Raw genomic sequence first — 22,823 nt, forward strand, 5'->3', positions numbered from 1 at the left:
GCTCGCATACGATCCGCTGGGCCGTCGGCGTCGCGCCCCACGGGTCCACGACGCCTGACGGAGATTACCTACGATGGCGGTCGCACAGGTTGCCCACCCGACGCTCACCGGCGGTGGCAGACCACGATCAGGGCCGCTTCTGGGGAGGGGAGAGCCGTGAGTACGGTGGTGTTCCGCCGACTTCCGCGTCAACCGGGGCCCGCGCTGCCGCGCGGCGAGGTGCTGCTGGAATCCCCGCCCGAACTGCCGGAGCCGCAGGCCAAGGGCATGGGCCAGGTGCTGATGATCCTGCCGATGCTCTGCGGCGTGGGCGCGATGGCGTTCCTCTACGCCGGCCGGGGCGGCGGCATGATGACGTACGTCGCGGGTGGTCTGTTCGGTGTGTCCATGTTGGGCATGGCGATCGGCACGCTCGGCAACGGCGGCAAGGACAAGGCCGAGCTGAACGCCCAGCGGCGCGACTACATGCGTTACCTGGCGCAGATGCGCAAGCGCACCCGGCGGGCGGCCGAGCAGCAGCGCGCCGCGATGACCTGGCGGCACCCGGAGCCGGACGCGCTCTGGTCGATCGCCGCCTCGCGCCGGCTCTGGGAGCGGCGGATCACCGAGGACGACTTCGGCGAGGTGCGGATCGCACTGGGCCCGCAGCGGCTGGCGGTGGAGATCGTGCCGCCGGAGACCAAGCCGGTGGAGGACCTGGAGCCGATGAGCGCGATCGCGCTGCGCCGGTTCGTCCGGGCCCACTCCAGCGTGCCGGATCTGCCGACCGCGCTGTCGCTGCGCGCGTTCAGCCGGATCGCGTTGCGCGGCGACCGGGAGCCGGTGCTGGACCTGACCCGGGCCGCGCTGGGCCAGCTCGTCACGTTCCACGCCCCGGAGGACCTCCTGGTGGTCGTGGTGGCGGCGCCGGACCGGCAGGCCGCCTGGGACTGGGTGAAGTGGCTGCCGCACGCCCAGCACCCGGGGCGTACGGACGCGGCCGGCGCGCGCCGGATGGTGTTCGCCGCGCTGGACGAGGCGGAGACCGCGCTGGCCCAGGACCTGGGCGGACGGCCCCGGTTCGCGCCGGAGGCGAAGCCGCTGACCACCGCGCCGCACGTGGTGGTGGTGCTGGACGGCGGTGAGGTCTCGGCGACCTGCGCGCTGACCGGGCCGGGCCTGCTCGGCACGACGGTGTTCGACCTGTCCGGCGCGGTCCCGCGCGACGCCGGCCGCTGGCTGCTCTGCCTGGACGCCGGGGACGGCACCGGGCTGGACCTGGTGCGCGGCACCGCCACGTCGCGGCTCGGCCGGCCGGACCGGCTCTCCCTGAGCGCGGCCGAGGGGCTGGCCCGGCAGATCGCCCCGTTCCGGCTCTCCCAGCAGCAGGGCGCCAGCACCGAGGAGCCGCTTGCCCGCAGCATGGAGCTGCCCGACCTGCTCGGCGTCGGCGACGCGGCGACTGTGGACACCCGGCAGACCTGGCGTCCGCGCAGCCACCGCGACCGGCTGCGCATCCCGCTCGGCCTGGGACCGGACGGCAACGTGGTGGAGCTGGACTTCAAGGAGTCCGCGCACGAGGGCATGGGCCCGCACGGCCTGGTGATCGGCGCTACCGGTTCCGGCAAGAGCGAACTGCTGCGTACGGTGGTCGCGGCGCTCGCGGTGACGCACTCGTCCGAGGAGCTGAACTTCGTCCTCGTCGACTTCAAGGGCGGCGCCACGTTCGCCTCGCTGGACGCGTTGCCGCACACCAGCGCGGTGATCACCAACCTGTCCGACGAGCTGCCGCTGGTCGACCGCATGCGGGACGCGCTCGCCGGTGAGATGAACCGCCGGCAGGAGGTGCTGCGGGCGGCGGGCAACTACGTCTCCCGGTACGACTACGAGAAGGCGCGGGCCGCCGGTGAGCAGCTGGAGCCGATGCCCAGCCTGCTGATCATCTGTGACGAGTTCTCCGAGCTGCTCGCGGCCAAGCCGGACTTCATCGACCTGTTCGTGATGATCGGCCGCCTCGGCCGGTCGCTCGGCGTGCACCTGCTGCTCGCCTCGCAGCGGCTGGAGGAGGGCAAGCTGCGCGGCCTGGACACGCACCTGTCGTACCGGATCGGTCTGCGCACGTTCTCGGCGGTGGAGAGCCGGATCGTGCTGGGCGTGCCGGATGCGTACGAGCTGCCCAGCGCGCCCGGTCACGGCTACCTGAAGACCGACACCGCGACCATGCTGCGGTTCCGCGCCGCCTACGTGTCCGGCCCGTACCGGGCGCCCGGGCAGGTGCAGCGCTCCACCCGGGCGCAGGTGCAGCGCCGGATCGTCCCGTACGGCATCGACTACGTGCCGGTGCCGGCGGCGCCGAGCCCGGCGGAGGCCGCTCCGGAGCCGGAGCAGAGCGGCGACGGCAAGGCCGTGGCGATGCTGGACGTGCTGATCGACCAGCTCAAGGGCCGGGGCAAGCCCGCACACCAGGTGTGGCTGCCGCCGCTGGCCGAGCCGTCCGGGCTGGCCGAGCTGCTGCCGAAGCTGAGCGTGCACCCGACGTACGGCCTTACCACCGCCGACTGGCCGGGCCGCGGCCGGCTCGCGGTGCCGGTCGGCATCGTGGACCGTCCGTACGAGCAGCGCCGCGACCCGATGATGGTGGACCTGGCCGGGGCCGGCGGCAACGTGGTGATCGTCGGGGCGTCGCTGAGCGGCAAGAGCACCATGCTGCGCTCGATGCTGGCCTCGCTGGCGCTCACCCACACGCCGCGCGAGGTGCAGTTCTTCTGCCTCGACTTCGGTGGTGGCGCGCTGCGCAGCCTGGACGGGCTGCCGCACACCTCGGGTGTGGCGGGGCGGCGCGACGTCGAGGCGGTCCGGCGGACGGTGGCCGAGGTGGTCGCCGTGATCGACGAGCGGGAGAACCGGTTCACCCAGCACGGCATCGACTCGGTGGCGAGCTACCGGCGCCGCCGGGCGGCGGGTGAGTTCACCGACGACCCGTTCGGTGACGTCTTCCTCGTGGTGGACGGCTGGAACACGCTGCGCCAGGAGTACGAGGAGCTGGAGCAGACGATCACCAACCTGGCGAATCGGGGCCTCGGCTTCGGCGTACACGTGGTGATCACGGCGGTGCGCTGGGCGGAGATCCGGATCAACATGCGGGACCTGCTCGGCACCAAGCTGGAGCTGCGGCTCGGTGACCCGTCGGAGTCGGAGATCGACAGGCGGGCCGCGCAGAATGTGCCGGTGGGCGCGCCGGGTCGCGGTCTGACCCGGGACAAGCTGCACTTCCTGACCGCGATCTCGCGGATCGACGGCAAGCGTGACATCGAGGACCTGACCGAGGCGTCGGTGGCGCTCGCCGGTCACGTCGCGGCGAACTGGCCGGGACAGCCGGCGCCGAAGGTCCGGCTGCTGCCGCGCAAGCTGGCGGTCAGTGAGCTGGCGAAGGTCGTCGACAGGTCCGCCCCGGGCATCCCGATCGGCGTCAACGAGTCGGCGCTCGCCCCGGTCTACCTGGACCTGGCCGGCGAGCCGCACCTGACCGTGTTCGGCGACGCCGAGTGCGGCAAGACGAACCTGCTGCGGCTGATCGCCCGGGGGATCGCCGAGCGCTACACCCCGGCCCAGGCGCGGCTGGTCATCGCCGACTACCGGCGTGGTCTGCTGGGCGCGGTCGAGGGGGATCACCTGCTCGACTACGCGCCGTCGAACCAGGTGTTCAGCCAGGGCCTCGGCTCGATCCGCAGCGCGTTGCAGAACCGGCTGCCCGGCCCGGACGTGACCACCGCGCAGCTGCGTGACCGGAGCTGGTGGAAGGGCCCGGACCTGTACATCCTGGTGGACGACTACGACCTGGTCGCCTCCGGTGGCAGCAACCCGCTGAGCGCGCTGCACGAGCTGCTGCCGCAGGCGCGGGACATCGGCCTGCACCTGATCGTCACGCGCCGGGTCGGCGGTGTGGCCCGGGCGCTGTACGAGCCGGTGCTGCAACGCCTGCGCGAGCTGGACTCGCCGGGCCTGCTGATGTCCGGCAGCAGGGAGGAGGGCGCGGTGTTCGGCAACCTGCGGCCGACCCCGCAGCCGCCGGGCCGGGGCACGCTCGTGCGCCGCCGCGACGGCCAGCAGCTGATCCAGACCGCGTGGACGGAACCGGCCTGACGGGACGGACGGCGGGCCGCCCGTCCGGTAGCGTCGGCCCGATCGACAGCCGCGAGTGGAAAGGGGCGCGTCCATGAGCAGCCCGTCGGGTTTCGGTGCCGCCGTGGAGGGTCTGCTGCGGCAGGCGCAGGAGCAGCAGCGCCGGCTGGCCGAGGTCCAGCGGCAGCGCGCCGAGCTGCGGGTGACCGGGGAGAGCCCGGACGGCCTGGTGCGCGTGACGGTCGACGGCGACATGAAGGTCGGCGACGTCGAGCTGAACGCGCGGGCGATGCGGCTGGACAGCTTCTCCCTGGCCGAGGCGATGCAGGCGGCGATCGACGCGGCCTACGCCGCCTTCGAGGAGCGGCAGCGGGAGATGCTGGGCGAGATGCTCGGCGACTCCGAGATGGTCCGCCGGGCGCAGGACGGCACGCTCACCCCGGAGGGCTGGTTCCGCCAGTTCGGGGTGGACCTGTCCGACCCGACCCGCAATCTGCGGCGCTGAGCGAGAGGAGCCGACGATGCCGAACACGGTCGACGTCGACGCGATCCGGAAGGCCGGGCAGCGGCTCGACGCCCCGGACGGCCCGATCCAATACCTGCGCAACGTCGAGACGTTGCTGGCCGAGGTGAAGCTGCCCGGTGGCGCGCTGAGCTGGTTCGGCACCGGCGCGGTGGAGCGGCACAACGCGGCGGTGGACGGGCACCTGGACAACGTCCGCACCGGCGTGGAGCATCTGCGCAGGGCCGCCGCGCAGCTCGAACAGAGCGCGAAGAACTGGGAGAAGTCGGATCAGCCCTGGGTGGTCAAGTGATCGGCCGGGTCCGCCACGGGAAGGACGCCTGATGCCACCGGAGATCCTCATCGCCAATGCGTCCGGGACGGTGACCGGCTCGGTGTCGGTCGCGCAGACCACGGCGCCGGTCCGCTCGGCGGCGGCCATCGCCAAGGGCAACCTGGTCTGGATCGCCGCCTCGGCGGCGCTGATCGGCACGATCCTCTACCTGGAGTCGTTCGACAACCAGGAGGTGAACGAGTCCATCAAGAAGTGGGACGAAGCGGCCCGTCTGCTCGGCGCGGACCAGTTCGGCGCGGCGATGGCGGCTGTCCCGCCGGACGCGGCGGAGTGGGACTTCGACGACCGGGACGCGTTCGACCTGTTCCTGCGCAAGCTCGGTGCGGAGATCAACTCGCTGGCCGAGGCGTTCGCCGCCAACCGGGACACGCTCACCGCCGCCCGGGACGCGTACAACGACGCGGTCTCCGGTCTGGCCCAGGCGCTCATGCCGATCCTGGTCGCGGTGATCGCCTCGATCGCGCTCCAGTTCTTCCCCGCGACCACCGCGCTGGCTCAGGCCATCGGCATCGCCGGCCTGGCCGCCACCGCCGCCATCCTGGTCCTGGTCTTCGGCGAGATCAGCGCGTTGCTGCACGCGCTGATGGCCGCCTTCCACGCCGACAGCAGGTTCACGTTCACCGCGGACTCCCGTCCCGGCTGGGCGCCGACCGGCTCCGACCCGGACATCAAGGACATCAAGATCAACTGGGTGCGGGACTCCAAGTTCTACGGGTGACGGGAGCGACGCGTGGACACCCTGCTCTTCTCGCTGCTGCTGTACGTCCTGCTGACCATCCCGGTCTTCGTGGTCCTGATGCTGTTCGCCGGGCTGAACCGCTCGGCGCGGTTGCGACGGGCCGCCGAGATGGTGGCGCTGAGCACCTGCGCGGCGCTGCTGGTGCTGTCGTTCCAGCGCGCGTTCGAGAAGCCGGTGCTGTGGGTCGTGGTGGTGATGCTGGTCGCGGTGCTGGCCTTCGGCGTGTCGACGATCGTCAAATCATCACGCGATCGGTCCTGACCTCGCCCTCGACCGTCCACCTGGTACGGAGGGGGTGCGGTCCGCGACCGTCGACAGTGGCATGTCGGAATACGACGATGGGTCAGCAGGGCTGCGCGGGTTGGACGTCGTCCGCTACGGTTCGGATGAAGTGTCCGTCGGTGGGGTGTGTACGCCTTGCCGCGGGGGAGGGCGCGGCGGAACCGCCGCCACAAGATGACGGAAGGGTGTGAAGCATGGCGTTCGAGGTCAGTGCAGCGACTCTGCACACCGCCGCGAGTGACGTGCGGTCCACGCGCAGCGACGTCGACGGCGAGCTCAAGAAGCTGTGGAACGTGGTCGACGACCTGGCGATGGCCTGGAAGGGCCAGGCGTCCACGGGCTTCCAGAGCCTGATGACTCGCTGGAACGAGGACACGACGAAGCTGCTGACCGCGATGGACAACATCGCGGACCTGCTCGACAAGTCGGGCACCACGCACCAGGTCAACGACGAAGAGCAGCAGCAGATGCTGGACAAGTTCCACGCTGCGCTCAACCCGTGATCCGCGAAGACAGGCAGAGGAGGAATCGATGAGCATCAAGGTTGACTACGCTGTTCTGGAGAGCAGCAACCAGCAGATGCAGGCCATCTCGCGGACCATCGACGAGAAGCTGGACACGCTGCGGGCGATGCTGACCAAGCTCGAGTGGGAGGGCCAGGACCGGGCCGCCTACCAGCAGCACCAGGCCCAGTGGGACGCCGCCGTGCGGGACATCAACAAGGTCCTGAACGAGATCGGTGGCGCGGTGGGCATCGCGCGCGAGAACTACATGACCACGGAGATGAGCAACTCCAAGGTCTGGGGCAACTGACCCCCGACCGGTCCACAGCGGCTCCGCTACGGCTCGCGCCGGGCGGAGCCGTCGTGCATCGTCAGGCGTCCTGCGGGACGTCGCGCCGGCCCGGCCGCCACCCGCGCCGCCGTCCGCGTACCAGGATGGGCCGCAGCGTCAGCAGGGCGCCGGCCAGCAGCGCGCCGACGACGGCGACCCAGATCGCGACGGTGCGTTGCCAGGCCAGCGGGTCGGCCGGCGGCGCCGGCGGCGGCATCGCGCCCAGCGGCGGGTCGCTGCGGGTGCCCAGCAGGCTGGTGACGGCCCGGTACGGGTTGACCATCCCGTAGCCGACCTCGGCGTTGTGCCCGTCCGGCGGGCTGTCGGCGGTGCGGGTCAGCCGGTAGGCGACCTCGTCGGCGCTGATGTCCGGGTGCGCGGCCCGCACCAGCGCGGCCACCCCGGAGACGTACGCGGTGGCGAAGCTCGTCCCGCCCTGCGGCTCGCCCCGGTAGCCCGGCCCCTGCGGCGCGGGCCCGACGATGTTCAGGCCGGGGCCGGCGATGTCCACGTAGTCCCCGCTGACCGAGCTGCCGACGTGCCCGCCCTGCTCGTCGATCCCGGCGACGGCGACGACACCCTCGTACGCCGCCGGATAGGCGGGCCGGTCCTCCCGGTTCTCCTGCCGGTTGCCGGCGGACGCGACGATCACCACGTCCTTGCCGAGCGCGTACTGCACGGCGGACTTCAGCGCCGGGTCGTCGAGCGTGACCAGAGACAGGTTGATCACGTCGGCGTCATGGTCGACAGCCCAGCGGATCGCCTTGCCGATCTCGGCCGGCACGTCCGGGTCGAAGTTCTCCTTGTTCTCGGCCAGCACCCGCAGCGGCAGGATCTTCGCCTCCGGCGCGATGCCGGTGTACGGCGTGCCGGTGCCCTCCCGGCCGGCGATGATGCCCGCGACCAGGGTGCCGTGGCCGACCAGGTCGCACTGCCCCTTCAGGCGGACGAGCTGGTTGAAGTCCTCACCCGGCAGCACCCGCCCGCGCAGCAGGGGATGGGTCGGTGAGACCCCGGAGTCGATCACCGCGACGGTGATGCCGGCGCCCTTGCCGAGCCGCCAGGCGGCGGCCGGGTCGAGACGGCTCAGCGCCCACGGCACCTCGGTGGGTGCGGGGCCGCCGGCCGGGCCGCACTTCGGGGCGGCCAGCGCGGGCGCGGGCACCGCCAGCGTGCCGCCGAGCAGGGCGGCCACCGCCGCTCCGGTAAGGACGGACCTGATCCGGTGTCCGGCCCGGACGCGTCCCGTGGTCGCGCCCGGCCGCAAGCTGTCGCGCACGCGGTGAGATTACCCGCCGCGCCCGTCCGCGCGGGGCACACGTGGTGCCGGCCGGGTCACCGGCCGGCGGCGGCGTCCCCGGCGGGCTCGGCGGCGAACAGGGCCAGTAGCGCGCCGACCTGCTGGTCGGCCTCGGCCGGGTGCCGGAAGCGGCCCTTCGGGTTGATCGTGTACTCGTTGCGCCGTCCCACCCGCGTACGCCGCAGGTAACCCCCGGCTTCCAGGTCGGCCACGATGGCCTGGGCCGCCCGCTCGGTCACGCCCACCTCGTCCGCCACGTCCCGCAGCCGGGCGGTGGGGTTGCGTGCGATCGCCAGCAGCACATGGCCGTGGTTGGTGAGGAAGGTCCAGTTACGGCGGCTCCCGTCCTCAACTGGTGTGGTCGCCATGATGGTCATGCTATGGCCACCCGCGCCACCGGCCGAATCGGCGCGTGCCGGTGCGTCCGGCGACGGGGAAAGTATGAAATGCGTATCACGAATCTTGACGGACCCCGAGGGGCGTGTGACCGTGGGTCGCGAGGCCGTTCGGCCTGGTGGTTCCCCAGGTAGACGAGGTGAGGGACATGACGCCGAGCACCCCGGAACAGGCACTGACCGAGCTGCGTGCCGGTAATCACCGGTTCGTCACCGGCGTCCCGCAGCATCCGAATCAGGACGCCGGGCATCGGGCGGCGGTGGCCGACGGCCAGCACCCGTTCGCGGTGATCGTCGGCTGCTCCGACTCGCGGCTCGCCGCCGAGATCATCTTCGACCGCGGTCTCGGTGACCTCTTCGTGGTGCGTACCGCCGGGCACACCGCCGGGCCGGAGGTGCTCGGCAGCGTCGAGTACGCCGTCACCGTGCTGGGCACGCCGCTCGTGGTGGTGCTCGGGCACGACTCGTGCGGCGCGGTCCAGGCCGCCCGGGAGGGGGTCCGGACCGGCGCCGCCCCGGCCGGTCACCTGGGCGCGGTGGTGGACGCGGTCTCGCCGAGCCTGCTGCGAGCCGCCCGCCAGGGCGTCGAGGACCTCGACGGCATCATCGACGTCCACATCGCGCAGACCGTGGAGACGCTGCTGGCCCGGTCCGCCGTGCTGGCCGAGCGGGTGGCCGCCGGGCGCTGCACGGTGGTGGGCATGTCGTACCGGCTCGCCGGTGGCGAGGTGCGGACCGTGGCGCAGTCCCCGGCCCCGCTGCCCGCCCCGGCCGCGCCCGCCGACCCGGCGCTGGCGGGCTGACCCGTACGGACGAGAAAAAGGGCCGCCCTCGGGCGGCCCTTTTTCGTGGTGCCCGGATCAGAGCAGCGACATGTGGACGTGGTCGGTGTGGTTCGACGGCCCGCTGTACGAACTCCAGCCGGTGGCCGGGAACCAGATCTGCCGGTTCCAGATGACGTAGTAGATGCCCAGCCGGTCGGCGTTGCGGATGAGGAACGCGGCCACCTCGTTGCCGTACCGGCGGGTGTCGTTGTTGTGCCAGGGCGCGAAGCCGCTGTTCTGGAGCGACCAGTCGCACGCCTTGCCCTTGGGGTGCTCCCACGGCCCGCCGGGCCGGTAGCAGCCCACGAAGCGCTTGAAGCCGGCGCGCCGGACCTCCTTGTACGCGTGCAGCGTGCGCGGCGTGACGCAGCCCGAGGTGGTCGGGTCGTCCTCGCTGCACGACTCGGCCTTCCACCCGCCGTCGGAAGTGCGGCCGGGAGCGATCTTGGCGACCGGTGAGGTGGCGGAGACCAGGCCGCCGGTGAAGCCGAGACCGCCGACGAGCTTCAGTGCGCGCTCGGCCTGCACCTTCTCGCGCTCCATCGCGTTCTTCTGCTTCTCCTGCTCACGCACCTCGGCGTCGAGCGCGATCTTGGCCTGCTCGGCGCGGGTCTTGACCGCGTTGATGGCGGCCAGGCGCTGCGCGTTGAGGAGGTTCAGCTCGTCCAGGGCGTTGACCCGGCGGACGAACGAGTCGGGGGAGTTGCTCTCCAGCAGCATCGCCATCGCACCCATCCGGCCGGTCCGGTAGGACTGGGCGGCGAGCTGGTTGACCTGCGGGCTGAGCGCGTCGAGTTCGGCCTGTGCCGTCTTCACCTCGGCCGCCAGCCGCCGCTGGCGGTCCTGGGACTTGGCGAGCTTCGCCTTGGCCTGGAGGAAGTTCCGGTTGGCGGAGTCGATCGCCTCGGTGATGAGTGGCGGATCGCCGTCCTCCTCGTGGCCCGAGGGGGTGCCGGGGGCCGCCGCGGCGGGGGCCGCGGTCGCCGGGTTCGGGCCGGCCAGCACTGCTAGCGAGGCCAGCACGGCCACCACGGGTGTCAGCCAGCGGCGCAGGGGTGCCGTCACAGTGTTCCCTTCCGTCGGCCGCCGACCGGGTTAGCTGACGGGTTCGGGACGGAAGTGGCCCCTACCGCTGTCGCGGATTCACCCCATGTACCTGGTTCCCCGGTTCGCCCGTGGGCGATTGGGCGGCGGCACCGCTGGCGCCGGTGCGCGCCTTCGGCGGTGACCGGCAGCGAGGTTACCTGACAGCACTCGTGAGGATCTACGTCCGGAAGCCGACCAATAGCGAGATTTCGCCGTGGCACACCGTGACCAGCGTCGCGTTTGAATTCGATGGTCACGCTGCGGAGTGTCACCATGCGGCCTCCGTACTCTTCCCGCCGCCGAGCGCCTCCAGTGCGTCGTCCCGTCCGGCCGGCGGCCGGGGCGCGGCGGGCGCCGGCTCCGCGCCGGGCGAGCGCCGCCCGGCGGTGGTCACGATCGCGGCCAGTCCGGTCGTCAGCGGTACGGCGGCGATCAGGCCGAGCGTCGCCACCGCGCTGCGGACGATCTCCTGGGCGAGGAACTCACTGGTGAGGATCTCGCTCACCGGGCGGGAGTCGGCGACCAGGAGGAGCAGCAGCGGCAGTGAGGCGCCCGCGTACGCCAGCACGATGGTGTTGACGGTGGACGCGATGTGGGCCCGGCCGACCCGGGTCGCGGCCCGGTAGAGCTGCCGCCGGGACAGTCCGGGGTTGGCGTGCGCCAGTTCGGTGACGGTGGCCGCCTGGGTGACCGTGACGTCGTCCAGCACGCCCAGCGAGCCGATGATGATGCCGGCCAGAAGCAGTCCGTGCAGGTCCACGCCGCCCTGGAACATGGACAGCGTGGTGGCGTCCTCGCTGCCGAAGCCGGTCAGGTGGGTGGCGGACGTGGCGAGCAGGCCGAGCACGCCGGTGACCACCAGGCTGCCGAGCGTGCCGAGCACCGCGACGGACGTCTGTGCGGTGATCCCGTGGGTCAGGTAGAGCACCACGAACATGATCAACGCGGCGCCGACGATCGCGACGAGCAGCGGCGGCTGGCCGGCGCCGATACCAGGCAGCACGAAGCCGAGCAGGATGGCGAAGCTGGCCACCAGGCCGCCGAGCGCGGCGAGCCCGCGCCACCGGCCGAACGCCACGATCGCGGCGGCGAACAGCACCATCAGCCAGATCAGCGGCGTACCGCGCTGGTGCTCGGCGATGTTGTAGGACTTCACCGCCGGGTCGGCCGGGTCGGTCAGTTCGACCAGGACGACCTCGTCGCCGACCGCGACCCGGGGCGCGCCCGGCCCGGCCGGGATCGGCGTCTCGACCTGCCGGCCCGCGTCCGGGCCCTGCTCGGCGGTGACCGTCACCGTGCCGCACGGGCCACCGCCGCCCTCCGGGGCCTCCGGCGTCGGCGGGCAGGGCTCGGTGACCACCCGGGTCACCGTGCCGTGGTAGCGGGGGACGTCCGCGCCGCCGACCGGCTCCCGGTCCTGCCGGGGCCAGAGCACCAGCGCCGCGATCACGGTGAGCGCGAACAGCGGCACCACCACGGCGACGAGCAGCCGTCGTACGCCCGGCGGCGCGGCGGGTGCGGGGCGGGTGTGGTCGGCACCCATGAGGTCTCTCCCAACGGTCGCGGCGACGCCTGGTCCGCCGGACCGGTCTGGTCACCCGGCCGGGGCGGACGTGTCGACCACGTCCGGGTCGTCGCCCGCACATGGTAGGCAGCCCGGCCGTCCGGTCCCGCACACCGTGGCCGTTGACGCTCGCCCCGCGTGGTCAGGCCAGGCCGGCCCGGCGTCGCCGGTACTCGTCCTCGTCGATCTCGCCACGGGCGTACCGCTCGTCCAGGATGCGCCGCGCCGTCGTCGGGCCCAGGTACTGCGGGCCGGTCCACCGCACGGCCGCCCAGACGAGCCCCGCCAGCACGGCGAGCACCAGCAGGGACCAGATCCACATCCAGCCCATCATCGGGCTCTGCCACATCATCGGGCCGCCCTCCGTCCGTCACCGCGGGTCCGCCGGGCCGGCCTGCCCGCCACGTCGACGGTACGTCCGCCCGGGTGCGCCGGCACGGGTCGATGTGCCCTGGTCCGAGGGTCGGAGGTCCCCGCTCAGCCGCGCTTCATCAGGCGGCCGACGGCGGCCATCATCTCGGTCGCCATCTCGTCGGCCCGGCCCTCGGCGGCGCCCTCGTGCATGCAGTGCCGGGCGTGGCCGTCGAGTAGACCCAGGCCGACCTTGTCCAGCGCCGCCTGGATGGCCGAGATCTGGGTCAGCACGTCGATGCAGTAACGGTCGTCCTCGACCATCTTCTCGATGCCACGGACCTGGCCCTCGATCCGGCGGAGCCGGGCGAGGAGTTGGTCCTTGCTGGCGGTGTAGCCCCGGGTCGGGCTGGACGGCGCGGTCATGAAACCGAGGATAGCGTACCCCTCGGGGGTATGCTAACGTTCCGAACGTACCCCTGGGGGGTATCAGATCGGAGGGCGAGATGGAGACCACCTACCAGGTGAGCGGCATGACCTGCGGGCACTGCGTCAACTCGGTGAGCACCGAGCTGAGCGCACTTCCGGGCGTCACCGACGTCCAGGTCGACCTGGCCGGCGGCCGGGTCACCGTCACCAGTCAGAACCCGCTGGACGTGGACGCGGTCCGCGCGGCGGTCGACGAGGCCGGCTACGACCTCGTCGGTGCGTGACGGGTCCGACGACCCGTAGAAACCGAGGAGACACCATGAACACGGCGACGAAGCTCAGCGGCTTCGCCCTCGGCCTCGTGGCGGTGTTCGGCGCGGCGTACGGGATCGGCAACCTGGCCGATCCCGTCGCCCCGGCCGCCGAGACCCGACACGACGACACCGACAGCGAACACGGGGCCGGCGACACCGGCCACGGTGACGAGAGCGGCGCCTCCGCGCACCTGCCCGGCGGGCTGCTCGTCTCCGAGCGTGGCTACACGTTCCAGCCCGCCGACGCCCCGGCCGGGCAGTTCGCCTTCCGGATCACCGGCCCGGACGGTACGCCGGTCACCCGCTTCGAGGTGGCCCACGACAAGCGCATGCACCTGATCGTCGCCCGCCGGGACCTGTCCGGGTTCCGGCACGTCCACCCGGAGATGGCCGGCGACGGCACCTGGCGGGTCGCCTCACCGCTCGGCGGCCCCGGCGTCTGGCGGGCGTTCGCCGACTTCACCCCCGAAGGCGGCGAGCCGCTGACGCTCGGCCTGGACGTCACGGTCCCCGGCGAGCTGACCGCCCGGCCGTTGCCGGCGCCGGTGACCAGCACCACAGTCGACGGCTACACGGTCACCCTGACCGGCACGCCGGAGCCGGGCCGCACCAGCCGGCTCACGCTCTCCGTCAGCCGCGACGGGCGGCCGGTCACCGACCTTGCGCCCTACCTCGGCGCGTACGGCCACCTGGTGGCGCTGCGGCAGGGCGACCTGGCGTACCTGCACGTGCACCCGGAGGGCACGCCCGGCGACGGGCGCACACCTGCCGGTCCGGCGGTCACGTTCGCCGCCGAGGTGCCCTCGGCCGGGGCGTACCGTCTCTACCTGGACTTCCGGCACGGCGACGCGGTGCACACCGCCGAGTTCACCGTCCTCGCCGGCGACCGGACCGCGCCGCCGCCCGCCGCGCCGGCATCCACCACCGCACCGACCCCGGACGCCGGACACGGCACTCCGGGGCACGGGCACAGTTGAGCGCCGGAGGTGCCGCGATGACTGCCACGGGAAAGGCGCTGCCCACCGCGCCGAACCTGATCGAACTGGCGATCGGCGGGATGACCTGCGCGTCCTGCGCCGCCCGGATCGAGAAGAAGCTCAACCGGATGGACGGCGTCGAGGCGACGGTGAACTACGCCACCGAGAAGGCCACCGTCCGGTACGCCGACGACATCGCGCCGGCCGACCTGATCGCCACCGTCGAGAAGACCGGCTACACCGCCGTGGTGCCGCCGCCGCCCGAGCAGGCGGAGGCGGCAGCGGCCGGGGAGCCGGTGGACGAGCTGCGCACCGCGCGTACCCGGCTCTGGGTCTCCGCCGTGCTCACAGTGCCGGTGATCGTGCTCGCCATGGTTCCGGCCTGGCAGTTCGACTACTGGCAGTGGGCCTCGCTCACGCTGGCCGCCCCGGTGGTGGTCTGGGGCGGGCTGCCGTTCCACCGCGCCGCACTGGTCAACCTGCGGCACGGTGCGGCGACCATGGACACGCTCGTCTCGCTCGGCACGCTGGCCGCATTCGGCTGGTCGCTGTGGGCGCTGTTCCTCGGCGACGCCGGCATGCCCGGGATGAAACACCCGTTCAGCCTCGACATCACCCGCGGCGACGGCGCCGGCAACATCTACCTGGAGGCCGCCGCCGGGGTGACCGTGTTCATCCTGGCCGGGCGGTACTTCGAGGCCCGCTCCAAGCGCACCGCCGGGTCGGCGCTGCGCGCCCTGCTCGAACTCGGCGCCAAGGACGTGGCGGTGCTGCGCGACGGGCAGGAGACCCGGATCCCGGTCGGCCGGCTCGCGGTCGGGGACCGGTTCGTGGTCCGGCCCGGCGAGAAGGTCGCCACGGACGGTGTGGTCGAGGAGGGTACGTCGGCGGTCGACGCCAGCATGCTCACCGGCGAGTCGGTGCCGGTCGAGGTGGGCCAGGGCGACGCCGTGGTCGGCGCCACGGTGAACGCCGGCGGGCGCCTGGTGGTCCGCGCCACCCGGGTCGGCGGGGATACCCAGCTCGCCCAGATGGCACGGCTGGTGGAGCAGGCACAGACCGGCAAGGCGGCGGTGCAGCGGCTCGCCGACCGGATCTCCGGCGTGTTCGTACCGATCGTGATCGCGCTGGCCGCCGGCACGCTCGGCTGGTGGCTCGGCACCGGCTCCGGGCCGACCGCCGCGTTCACCGCCGCGGTGGCCGTCCTGATCATCGCCTGCCCGTGCGCGCTCGGCCTGGCCACCCCGACCGCGCTGCTCGTCGGCACCGGCCGTGGCGCGCAGCTCGGCGTGCTGATCAAGGGGCCGGAGGTGCTGGAGTCCACCCGCCGGGTCGACACCGTGGTGCTGGACAAGACCGGCACCGTCACCACCGGCCGGATGGCGCTGGCCGAGGTGCTGCCCGCCGGCGGCGAGGACGCCGACGAACTGCTCCGGGTGGCCGGCGCGCTGGAGGCCGCCTCCGAGCACCCGATCGCGCGGGCCGTCGCCGAGGCCGCGGCCGAAGCCGGACCGCTGCCGCCGGTCGGCGAGTTCGCCAACGCCGAAGGGCTGGGCGTGACCGGCACCGTCGACGGCCGGACCGTGGTGGTCGGCCGGGCCCGGCTGCTGCGGGAGCGGGGTCTCGACGTACCCGAGGAGGTCGTGCGGGCCGCGACCGGCGCGGAGGCCGCCGGGCGGACGGCGATCCTGGCCGGCTGGGACGGGCGGGCCCGGGGTGTGCTCGCGGTGGCCGACGCGGTGAAGCCGACCAGCCGGGCGGCCGTCGCGCGGCTGCGTGAGCTGGGCCTGAAGCCGGTGCTGCTCACCGGCGACAACACCACTGTGGCGAAGGCGGTGGCGGCCGAGGTCGGCATCGACGAGGTGATCGCGGAGGTGCTGCCCGCCGACAAGGTCGACGTGGTCGAGCGGCTCCAACGCGAGGGCCGCGTGGTCGCCATGGTCGGCGACGGGGTGAACGACGCCGCCGCGCTGGCCCGCGCCGACCTCGGGCTGGCCGTGGGCACCGGCACCGATGCGGCGATCGAAGCGGCCGACCTGACGCTGGTCCGGGGCGACCTGATGGCCGCCCCGGACGCCATCCGGCTCTCCCGGCGGACGCTGGGGATCATCAAGGGCAATCTGTTCTGGGCGTTCGCCTACAACGTCGCGGCGCTGCCGCTGGCGGCGGCCGGACTGCTCAACCCGATGCTCGCCGGGGCGGCCATGGCGTTCTCGTCGGTGTTCGTGGTGGGCAACAGCCTGCGGCTGCGGAGCTTCCGCCCGATCGGGTGAGGGGATTGAGCCGACGGCCGAGGGGGTAACAAGTTGTCGTCAGGCAAGCGCATCAGTGGAGGTCATCATGGGTCTGGACGACAAGATCGACAACGCTTCCCAGGACACCGCGGGCAAGGTCAAGGAGGGCGTGGGCCGGGCGACCGACAACGAGCGCCTCGAGGCCGAGGGCCGCAACGACCAGGCGGGCGCCAAGCTCAAGCAGGCCGGCGAGAAGATCAAGGACGCCTTCAAGAGCTGAGTACGCGACGCACACACACCACCGGGTCGGCCCACGGGCCGGCCCGGAGTGCTGTCCGGGCGCGGGTCAGCGCGGCCGGTCACCGGCCAGGCGCGCGGCGCGTACCTCCAGATAACGCCGCTCCGGCAGGCTCGTGGTGGCCCGCGCGGCGGCCAGGTACGCGGCCCGGGCCTCCGCACGGTCACCGGCCAGGTCGAGCAGGTGTGCGCGGACGGCGGCGAGCCGGTGGTGCCCCGCGGTCCGGTCGTCGCCGTCGAGCGTGGCCAGCAGCGCCAGCCCGGCACGCGGGCCGTCCACCATTGCCACCGCGACGGCCTGGTTGAGCGTGACCATCGGGTTCGGCGCGACCTGCGCCAGCACCCGGTAGAGCGCGATGATCTGCCGCCAGTCGGTGTCCTCGGCGGTGGGCGCCTCCGCGTGCACAGCGGCGATCGCCGCCTGCACCTGGTACGGCCCGGGCGCCGACCAGGTGAGCGCCTCGGTCACCAGCGCCACCCCCTCCGCGACGGCGTCCCGGTCCCACCGGCTGCGGTCCTGCTCCGCCAGCGGCACCAGCTCGCCGTCCGGCCCGGTACGGGCGGCCCGGTGCGCGTCGGTGAGCAGCATCAGCGCCAGCAACCCGGCCACCTCGCCGTCGTCCGGGAGCAGCCGGCGCAGCTCCCGGGTCAGCCGGATCGCCTCTGCGGTCAGCTCGGCCCGGTGCAGCGCCTCGCCGCTGGACGCGGTGTAACCCTCGTTGAAGACCAGGTAGAGCACCCGCAGCACGGCGGCCAGCCGCTCGTCCCGGTCCGCCGGGGACGGCAGCGTGAAACGCGCGCCGGACGCCTCGATCCGCTGCTTCGCCCGGCGGATCCGCTGGCTCATCGTCGCCTCCGGCACCAGGTACGCGCGGGCGATCTCGGCCGTGCTCAACCCGCCCACGGCGCGCAGCGTGAGCGCCACCTGCCCGCTCACCGGCAACGCCGGATGGCAGCAGAGGAACAGCAGCTTCAACGTGTCGTCGCCGCTCGGGGTCTCCTCGTCGGCGGGCGGGACGACAGCCGCGTACGCGGGCTGCCGGACCGCGACAGCCACCTCGCGTTCCCGGCGGGCGTGCTCGCTGCGCCACTCGTCGGTGAGCCGCCGGGTGGCGACGGTGACCAGCCAGGAGCGGGGGTGGTCGGGCAGGCCCTGCTCCGGCCACTGCACGGCGGCGGCGAGCAGCGCCTCCTGGACGGCGTCCTCGCAGGCGTAGAACTGGCCGTGCCGGCGGACGAGCACGCCGAGGACCTGCGGCGCGAGCGTACGCAGCAGGTCCTCGACCACAGGTGATGTCACATCTCCGTCCCGGCCTGCTCCATCACCGCGCGCACCTCCAGCACACCGAAACCGTGCCGTACGTCCGGCCAGCGCGCGGCGATCTCGGCGGCCCGCTCCGGGGTCTCGCAGTCGACGGTCAGGTAGCCGGCGAACTGCTCCTTGCTCTCCATGAACGGCCCGTCGGTGACCTCGGCGCCGCCACCGGCCGCCGGGCGGGCCGTGCGGGTCTGCGAGGGGTGGGCCAGCGCCTCGCCGCCGACCAGTTCGCCGGACTCGGTCAGCTCCTTCATGATCTCGTCGACCTCACCGAAGATCGCGGTGCGTTCCGCCTCGGACAGCTCCTCCACGAAGCCGGGCCGGTTCCAGATCAGCAGCATGTACTTCACGGTGTACTCCTCGGGTGCGGGCCACCGGCGGTGGCGCCTCGCAGACGGGTCGGAGCCGGTCCGCCCGATCCGACATCATCACCCGGGAAGGTCAGCGGCCCCCGCGAACCGGACGGCGTGCCGGACGGCCGGGGTCGAGCGAGGCGCGGTCGGCCGCGCTGGTGCCGGAGACCCAGCCCTGCTCGTCGCGCACCTGGAGGCGGTGCCGGGTGGTACCGGGAAAGAGCTGGTCGACGCGTTCCCGGACGGCGTCGGAGCGGGCCGCGAGCACCGGCAGCAGCCGGTCGTCGGCGAGTTCCTCCGCTGCCGCCGCGCTCGCCTCCCGCAGCCGGTCGCCGACGCGTAGCGCGAACGCGTTGAGGAACGACTCGTCGTAGCCCTTGGTACGCCGCCCGCCGGCCCTGCCGCGCTCGCCCCGGCCGCGCAGCATCGCGGCGGTGGCCTGCACGAGCAGCGAGGTGTGTAGCAGTTCGACAGCCGCCAGATCGGCCGGGAAGCCGAGCACCGTGGCGAAGCCCAGGTCGTCGGACCAGACCGACTCGCACCGGTTCGCCGCCGCGACCTCCTGGATCAGCAGCGCCTTCGCGGCCGCGTACGGGGCGTCGACGCCGATCCGCACGCCACCCGGGCCGCCGGTCCGGTCGGCCCCGGCGTCGAGCAGCGCCGCGTCGATGCTGTGCCGGGCCATCAGCTCCTGCGCCTTCGCGGTGAACGCCTCCGCCTCGGCCGGGTAGCCGGTCGACTCGGCCTTCGCCAGCAGCGCGCGTACCCGGTCGAGCATCCGGGAACCGCTCGGTGTCGTGGCGGCCAGGGCGGTACCGGCCGAGCCGGGCGGCGGCCGGAGCACCGCGATCGGCGGCAGCCCCACCACCAGGACGACCGCGTCGACCGCGTCCCGCAGCGCGGTGATCCGGTCGCCGTAGGCCCGCCGGTCCAGCCAGCCCGCGTCGTCGTCCCAGCGGGCGCCGGTCTCGGTGAGCTGCTCGTCGAACCAGGCCGGGACGGGCGCGGGCAGCGTGCGCCGCTGCGCGGCCATCGCGTCGCGCAGCAGCCGGGCACCGCGGGGAGTGAGCCGCCGCGTGGCGAGCCGGTCCAGGTCGGCGGGCTGCCAGCCGCGCGGCCAGAGCCGTCCCACGTCCCGCGTGAGCCGGGCGAGCAGCGCCGCGTCGACCGCCGCGCCGTCGGCCACCACGAGGCCGTCGAGGGCTCGCTCGGCAGCGCGTACGTCGGTGCCGCGCGCGGTCGCGACGGCGGCGTCGAGCAGTCGCTCGGCTGGTGACACGGGTGGCTCTCCCTGGACTCCGACAGGCGGCAGGTCGCCCACCCCGGCACCGACGGTACCCGGCCCGCCGTTCAACCGTCCGGGCCCGCCGTCCGTACTCCTGCCCGGAGCGGGGCGGCGCGACGGACGGAGATCACGTGGGCGGGCACGACCGGGGGCTGCACCGGCGACGACGGAGGCCGCGATCACCACGGGTCCTGGCGGTGGTCCTGGTCGGTGCCGCGCTCGCAGCCGGGGGGTACGCCGCCCGGCACCCGGACCTGCTGGACCGCATCGACGTGCGGCGGACCGTACAGGCGGCGGCACCGAGCGCGCCCGCGCCGGACGCGCGTCCCACGCCGACGGTCGCGCCGACACCGGTTCCGGCGGCCGGCCGGGTGGCCCCCGGCATCGGCTACCCGGCCCGGGGCGACGGCACCTTCCGGACCGCCGACACGGTCGGCGCGGTCGCCGGGCGCTCCGGTGAGCTGCTGCGCTACCGGGTCGCGGTCGAGGACGGCATCCGCAACGTGGACGTGGAGCGGTTCGCCCGGGACGTCGCCGCCACCCTCGCCGACCGGCGGGGCTGGACCGGCGACGGCCGGTGGCGGCTGCAACGGGTGGGCCGCGACGACCGCGCCGACTTCACAGTGCTGCTCACCACGCCTGTCACCAGGGGGCGGCTGTGCGGCGACCCGAGCGACAGCTACACGTCCTGCCGCAACGGCGACCAGGTGGTGATCAACGTGGCCCGCTGGGTGTACGGGGTGCCGCACGTCAGCGATCTCTCCCGATACCGGCAGTACCTGCTCAACCACGAGGTCGGCCACCGGCTGGGCCGCGGCCACGAGCGCTGCCCCCGGGCCGGCGGTCCGGCGCCGGTCATGGTGCAGCAGACGCTCGGCCTGCACGGCTGCACACCGAACCCGTGGCCGATCGTGGGCGGCGAGCCGCTGTCCGGACCGCCCGGCCAGTACGACGACCCGATCCCGGCCGGGGACCGCTGAGCCCTCGCCCGGCGGCCGCCCCGGCCCTTCACCGGGAGAACGAGGCCCAGATGTTCTTGGTCTTCTCGGTGGCGTACCAGCCCACGTCGAGCGAGACCGACTGCGCCAGGAACAGACCCCGCCCGCCCGAGTCCGTCGGACTGATGTCGGTCAGCTCCGGCACCGAACTGACGTCGTGGTCGGCCACGTCGAGCAGGAACCGGTCGTCGGTGGTGAGCAGCGTGACGATGGTGGGCGGCCGGCCGTGCCGCAGCGCGTTGCTCGCCAGCTCGGTGGCGACGAGCACTACCAGGTGTGGCACCTCGTCCAGATTCTCGCCCTGCACCAGCCCGTGCCGGTTCAGCGCGTCACGGAGCGAGGCGCGCAGCCCACGAAGATCCTCGGGACTGTCGAGCACCCACTGCTCCAGCTCGGTGGCCTGTGGCGGCGGCGGCGAGGTGCGCAACTGTCCCATGATCTGCCTTTACCCTGCGTAGCCGCTCGTTAAGCAGCTCAGCGGCGCAGTAGCGCGAAGACGCCCCACCCCATGTACTCGCGCTGGAAGCGGACGTACCGCACCGGGTCCTCGGTCAGCTCCCGCCGCAGCTCCGGGGCCAGTTCGTCGTCCGGGTTGGCGTCCAGCCAGCGGCGCAGGTTCAGCCAGTGCGCGGCGGCGTACCGGTCCCAGCTGTCCTGGTCGGCGAGGACCATCTCGACCAGATCCCAGCCGCACTCGCCGAACGACGCGACCAGGCCGGGCAGGTCGGTGAACTCGTCGCGGGACCGGGCGTGCGAGCCGGTGACCGCCTCGTCGTCCGGCGGGTCACGCCGCCAGTAGGGCTCGCCGACGAGCGCCATGCCGCCCGGCCGCAACGCCCGGCCGAGCAGCTCCAGCGTCCCGGGCACCCCGCCGCCGATCCAGGTCGCACCGACGCAGGCGGCCATGTCGACCGGACGCTCCGGGATGTACGCCGCGGCGTCGCCGTGCACGAAAAGTACCCGGTCGGCTACACCGAGTTCGGTGGCGCGCTCCCGGGCGGCGGCGGTGAAGGCGGTGCTCAGGTCGACCCCGGTGCCGGTGATCCCGTGGTCCCGGGCCCAGGTGCAGAGCAGTTCCCCCTTGCCGCTGCACAGGTCGAGCACTTCGTCGCCGGGGCGCAATCGGATCGCCCGGCCCAGTGTGGCCAGCTTGACGTCGTCGATCGGGTTGAGGATGCGCAGTTCGCCTTCGCGGATGGTGAACTGGCGCGGCAGGTCCGGTGAGGTCATCAGTGGAGGGTGCCGCCCCCCGGTGACGCGGAGCAACGGAATTCCGGTCTGGGCCCGTCCGGGTCTCCTGGGGTACGGTCACCGCATGGTGGTCGAGGAACACTGGTGGAACGGCGTCAGCAACCCTCGCGGACGGCGCGACGTATACATCCGTACCGACGGAAGCCAGTGGCAGGTCCAGGCGCAGATCGGCGGAGCGAGCGGCCGGTCGAAGATTCAGCAGTGCCCGAGTCGTGGCTCAGCGACGATCCTCGCCGGGGCGTGGCGCGCGAGCGGCTCCGGCTGGCGGGCGATGCCGCGCTGACCTCACGCTCAGTCACGAGGTCCGTGCACCGCGCGATCGACGAGTGACTCGGCGACCTCGCGCAGCTTGCGGTTGGAGTCCTGCGACACCCGGGCCAGGATGGCGAACGCCTCGTCGGCCGAGCAGCGCCGCTGCCCCATGATGATGCCCTTCGCCTGCTCGATCACGGCCCGGCTCTGCATCGCCTCCTGCATCTGCTGCGCCAGCGTCGCCGTGCTCTCGTAGAGGTGGACGTTGGCCAGCGCGATGGCGGCGTACCCGGCCAGCGTCTGCGCCAGCTCGACCTGGCGGTCCAGGACGCCCGGGGACGCGCCGTAGATGTTCAGCGCGCCGACCATCGCCTCCTGAATGGGCAGGCCGATCGACAGCGAGCTGGCCGCGCCCGCTGCGTGCGCCCGGGCCGCCCACTCCGGCCAGCGGCTCTCCGCCGCCATGTCCGGTACCAGCATGGCGGTGCCGGTGGTGGCGGCGTCCAGGCACGGGCCGCGGCCCTGCGCGTACTGCCACTCGTCGAGCGTCAGTGCCAGTTCGCCGGTGTACGCGGCGGTGTGCGCCTCGGTGCCCTGGACCAGGGTGACCGAGACCTCTGCGGTCCCGGGCAGGGTGTCCTTGGCGACCTGGGCGATGGTCGACAACACCACGTCGAGGTCGACTTCGTCGTACTTGATCCGACCGAGTCTGATCAAGGCAGCGGCGAGGTCGGGGTGGTCCTGCGGCATGAGCGGTGACGTCCTTGTGCGAAGCGACGCCG

At 73.1% G+C, this 22,823-nt stretch carries 26 protein-coding genes and 1 riboswitch; of the genes, 14 read left to right on the forward strand and 12 right to left on the reverse strand.

The annotated features are described in order from the left end of the window. Positions 1-156: 156 nt before the first annotated feature. From eccCa to O7546_RS01050, 7 genes are all read left to right on the forward strand, one after another. The gene (eccCa, locus tag O7546_RS01020; RefSeq protein ID WP_194798851.1) at positions 157-4,122 is read left to right on the forward strand and encodes a type VII secretion protein EccCa; all 3,966 of its coding nucleotides are present in this window, start codon (positions 157-159) and stop codon (positions 4,120-4,122) included. A 73-nt stretch (positions 4,123-4,195) separates the two neighbouring features. Beyond that, positions 4,196-4,606: a YbaB/EbfC family nucleoid-associated protein gene (locus O7546_RS01025; protein WP_194798850.1), complete on the forward strand. Its 411-nt coding sequence runs from the start codon at positions 4,196-4,198 to the stop codon at positions 4,604-4,606. A 16-nt stretch (positions 4,607-4,622) separates the two neighbouring features. After that, complete coding sequence (locus O7546_RS01030; RefSeq protein ID WP_194798849.1) at positions 4,623-4,916, forward strand: hypothetical protein; 294 nt, start codon at positions 4,623-4,625, stop codon at positions 4,914-4,916. A gap of 31 nt (positions 4,917-4,947) precedes the next feature. After that, positions 4,948-5,676: a hypothetical protein gene (locus tag O7546_RS01035; protein ID WP_281600363.1), complete on the forward strand. Its 729-nt coding sequence runs from the start codon at positions 4,948-4,950 to the stop codon at positions 5,674-5,676. Between the two features lie 12 nt (positions 5,677-5,688). After that, the gene (locus O7546_RS01040; RefSeq protein WP_269696016.1) at positions 5,689-5,958 is read left to right on the forward strand and encodes a hypothetical protein; all 270 of its coding nucleotides are present in this window, start codon (positions 5,689-5,691) and stop codon (positions 5,956-5,958) included. 215 nt (positions 5,959-6,173) lie between these two features. After that, a complete protein-coding gene (locus O7546_RS01045; RefSeq protein WP_013283772.1) occupies positions 6,174-6,482 on the forward strand; it encodes a WXG100 family type VII secretion target in 309 nt (102 codons plus the stop codon). 28 nt (positions 6,483-6,510) lie between these two features. Then, complete coding sequence (locus O7546_RS01050; RefSeq protein WP_013283773.1) at positions 6,511-6,792, forward strand: WXG100 family type VII secretion target; 282 nt, start codon at positions 6,511-6,513, stop codon at positions 6,790-6,792. Positions 6,793-6,853: 61 nt separating this feature from the next. On the opposite strand, the gene mycP is transcribed toward O7546_RS01050, so the two are convergent. Together mycP and O7546_RS01060 are read right to left on the reverse strand one after the other, a co-directional pair. After that, entirely contained in the window at positions 6,854-8,092 is a 1,239-nt protein-coding gene (gene mycP / locus O7546_RS01055) for a type VII secretion-associated serine protease mycosin (protein WP_281600364.1), read from the reverse strand. Between the two features lie 56 nt (positions 8,093-8,148). Next, on the reverse strand, positions 8,149-8,490 hold the full coding sequence (locus O7546_RS01060; protein WP_194798846.1) for a helix-turn-helix domain-containing protein: 342 nt from the start codon (positions 8,488-8,490) through the stop codon (positions 8,149-8,151). A gap of 167 nt (positions 8,491-8,657) precedes the next feature. On the opposite strand from O7546_RS01060, the gene O7546_RS01065 reads away from it, so the two are divergent. Continuing rightward, the gene (locus O7546_RS01065) at positions 8,658-9,311 is read left to right on the forward strand and encodes a carbonic anhydrase (RefSeq protein ID WP_194798845.1); all 654 of its coding nucleotides are present in this window, start codon (positions 8,658-8,660) and stop codon (positions 9,309-9,311) included. A gap of 57 nt (positions 9,312-9,368) precedes the next feature. Here the strand turns inward: O7546_RS01065 and O7546_RS01070 are convergent, their stop codons facing one another. The 4 genes from O7546_RS01070 to O7546_RS01085 all read right to left on the reverse strand — a co-directional run bounded on the left by O7546_RS01070 (position 9,369) and on the right by O7546_RS01085 (position 12,759). Continuing rightward, the gene (locus O7546_RS01070) at positions 9,369-10,397 is read right to left on the reverse strand and encodes a hypothetical protein (RefSeq protein ID WP_194798844.1); all 1,029 of its coding nucleotides are present in this window, start codon (positions 10,395-10,397) and stop codon (positions 9,369-9,371) included. A 3-nt stretch (positions 10,398-10,400) separates the two neighbouring features. Next, a riboswitch (cyclic di-AMP (ydaO/yuaA leader) is annotated at positions 10,401-10,532 on the reverse strand. Positions 10,533-10,686: 154 nt separating this feature from the next. Further along, the gene (locus O7546_RS01075; RefSeq protein WP_194798843.1) at positions 10,687-11,961 is read right to left on the reverse strand and encodes a YibE/F family protein; all 1,275 of its coding nucleotides are present in this window, start codon (positions 11,959-11,961) and stop codon (positions 10,687-10,689) included. Positions 11,962-12,124: 163 nt separating this feature from the next. Next, a complete protein-coding gene (locus tag O7546_RS01080) occupies positions 12,125-12,304 on the reverse strand; it encodes an SHOCT domain-containing protein (protein WP_281600365.1) in 180 nt (59 codons plus the stop codon). 155 nt (positions 12,305-12,459) lie between these two features. After that, positions 12,460-12,759, reverse strand: coding sequence for a metal-sensitive transcriptional regulator (locus O7546_RS01085; RefSeq protein WP_013283780.1), 300 nt, complete (start codon positions 12,757-12,759; stop codon positions 12,460-12,462). An 80-nt stretch (positions 12,760-12,839) separates the two neighbouring features. Here O7546_RS01085 and O7546_RS01090 point away from each other — a divergent pair, with 80 nt between their 5' ends. The 4 genes from O7546_RS01090 (at position 12,840) to O7546_RS01105 (ending at position 16,567) form a co-directional block, all read left to right on the forward strand. Beyond that, the gene (locus O7546_RS01090; protein WP_269696025.1) at positions 12,840-13,046 is read left to right on the forward strand and encodes a heavy-metal-associated domain-containing protein; all 207 of its coding nucleotides are present in this window, start codon (positions 12,840-12,842) and stop codon (positions 13,044-13,046) included. Between the two features lie 35 nt (positions 13,047-13,081). Next, positions 13,082-14,053 carry a hypothetical protein gene (locus O7546_RS01095; protein WP_269696026.1) on the forward strand — a complete coding sequence of 324 codons (972 nt, stop codon included), beginning with the start codon at positions 13,082-13,084 and terminating at the stop codon, positions 14,051-14,053. Between the two features lie 17 nt (positions 14,054-14,070). Then, the gene (locus tag O7546_RS01100; RefSeq protein ID WP_281600366.1) at positions 14,071-16,326 is read left to right on the forward strand and encodes a heavy metal translocating P-type ATPase; all 2,256 of its coding nucleotides are present in this window, start codon (positions 14,071-14,073) and stop codon (positions 16,324-16,326) included. A gap of 67 nt (positions 16,327-16,393) precedes the next feature. Further along, entirely contained in the window at positions 16,394-16,567 is a 174-nt protein-coding gene (locus O7546_RS01105; RefSeq protein ID WP_013283784.1) for a CsbD family protein, read from the forward strand. A 66-nt stretch (positions 16,568-16,633) separates the two neighbouring features. On the opposite strand, the gene O7546_RS01110 is transcribed toward O7546_RS01105, so the two are convergent. The 3 genes from O7546_RS01110 to O7546_RS01120 form a co-directional block, all read right to left on the reverse strand. Continuing rightward, positions 16,634-17,884 (reverse strand): sigma-70 family RNA polymerase sigma factor, encoded by a 1,251-nt coding sequence (locus tag O7546_RS01110; protein ID WP_281600367.1) that lies wholly within the window; start codon positions 17,882-17,884, stop codon positions 16,634-16,636. Next, on the reverse strand, positions 17,881-18,243 hold the full coding sequence (locus O7546_RS01115) for a YciI family protein (protein ID WP_228531393.1): 363 nt from the start codon (positions 18,241-18,243) through the stop codon (positions 17,881-17,883). Before O7546_RS01115 ends, O7546_RS01110 begins: the two co-directional genes overlap by 4 nt. A gap of 100 nt (positions 18,244-18,343) precedes the next feature. Then, positions 18,344-19,534, reverse strand: coding sequence for a DUF2786 domain-containing protein (locus tag O7546_RS01120; RefSeq protein WP_194798838.1), 1,191 nt, complete (start codon positions 19,532-19,534; stop codon positions 18,344-18,346). Positions 19,535-19,737: 203 nt separating this feature from the next. Here O7546_RS01120 and O7546_RS01125 point away from each other — a divergent pair, with 203 nt between their 5' ends. Continuing rightward, a complete protein-coding gene (locus O7546_RS01125; protein ID WP_194798837.1) occupies positions 19,738-20,520 on the forward strand; it encodes a DUF3152 domain-containing protein in 783 nt (260 codons plus the stop codon). 28 nt (positions 20,521-20,548) lie between these two features. On the opposite strand, the gene O7546_RS01130 is transcribed toward O7546_RS01125, so the two are convergent. Next, positions 20,549-20,974: an ATP-binding protein gene (locus tag O7546_RS01130; RefSeq protein ID WP_194798836.1), complete on the reverse strand. Its 426-nt coding sequence runs from the start codon at positions 20,972-20,974 to the stop codon at positions 20,549-20,551. A gap of 38 nt (positions 20,975-21,012) precedes the next feature. Beyond that, positions 21,013-21,768 (reverse strand): methyltransferase domain-containing protein, encoded by a 756-nt coding sequence (locus O7546_RS01135; protein WP_194798835.1) that lies wholly within the window; start codon positions 21,766-21,768, stop codon positions 21,013-21,015. Between the two features lie 85 nt (positions 21,769-21,853). Here O7546_RS01135 and O7546_RS01140 point away from each other — a divergent pair, with 85 nt between their 5' ends. Continuing rightward, positions 21,854-22,072, forward strand: a complete 219-nt coding sequence (locus O7546_RS01140; RefSeq protein ID WP_194798834.1) for a hypothetical protein — start codon at positions 21,854-21,856, stop codon at positions 22,070-22,072. 8 nt (positions 22,073-22,080) lie between these two features. Here the strand turns inward: O7546_RS01140 and O7546_RS01145 are convergent, their stop codons facing one another. Continuing rightward, positions 22,081-22,791, reverse strand: a complete 711-nt coding sequence (locus tag O7546_RS01145; protein ID WP_194798833.1) for a GAF and ANTAR domain-containing protein — start codon at positions 22,789-22,791, stop codon at positions 22,081-22,083. Between the last annotated feature and the right edge of the window lie 32 nt (positions 22,792-22,823).

Source organism: Micromonospora sp. WMMA1976, from assembly GCF_027497335.1.
GTDB classification, from domain to species: Bacteria; Actinomycetota; Actinomycetes; order Mycobacteriales; family Micromonosporaceae; genus Micromonospora; species Micromonospora aurantiaca.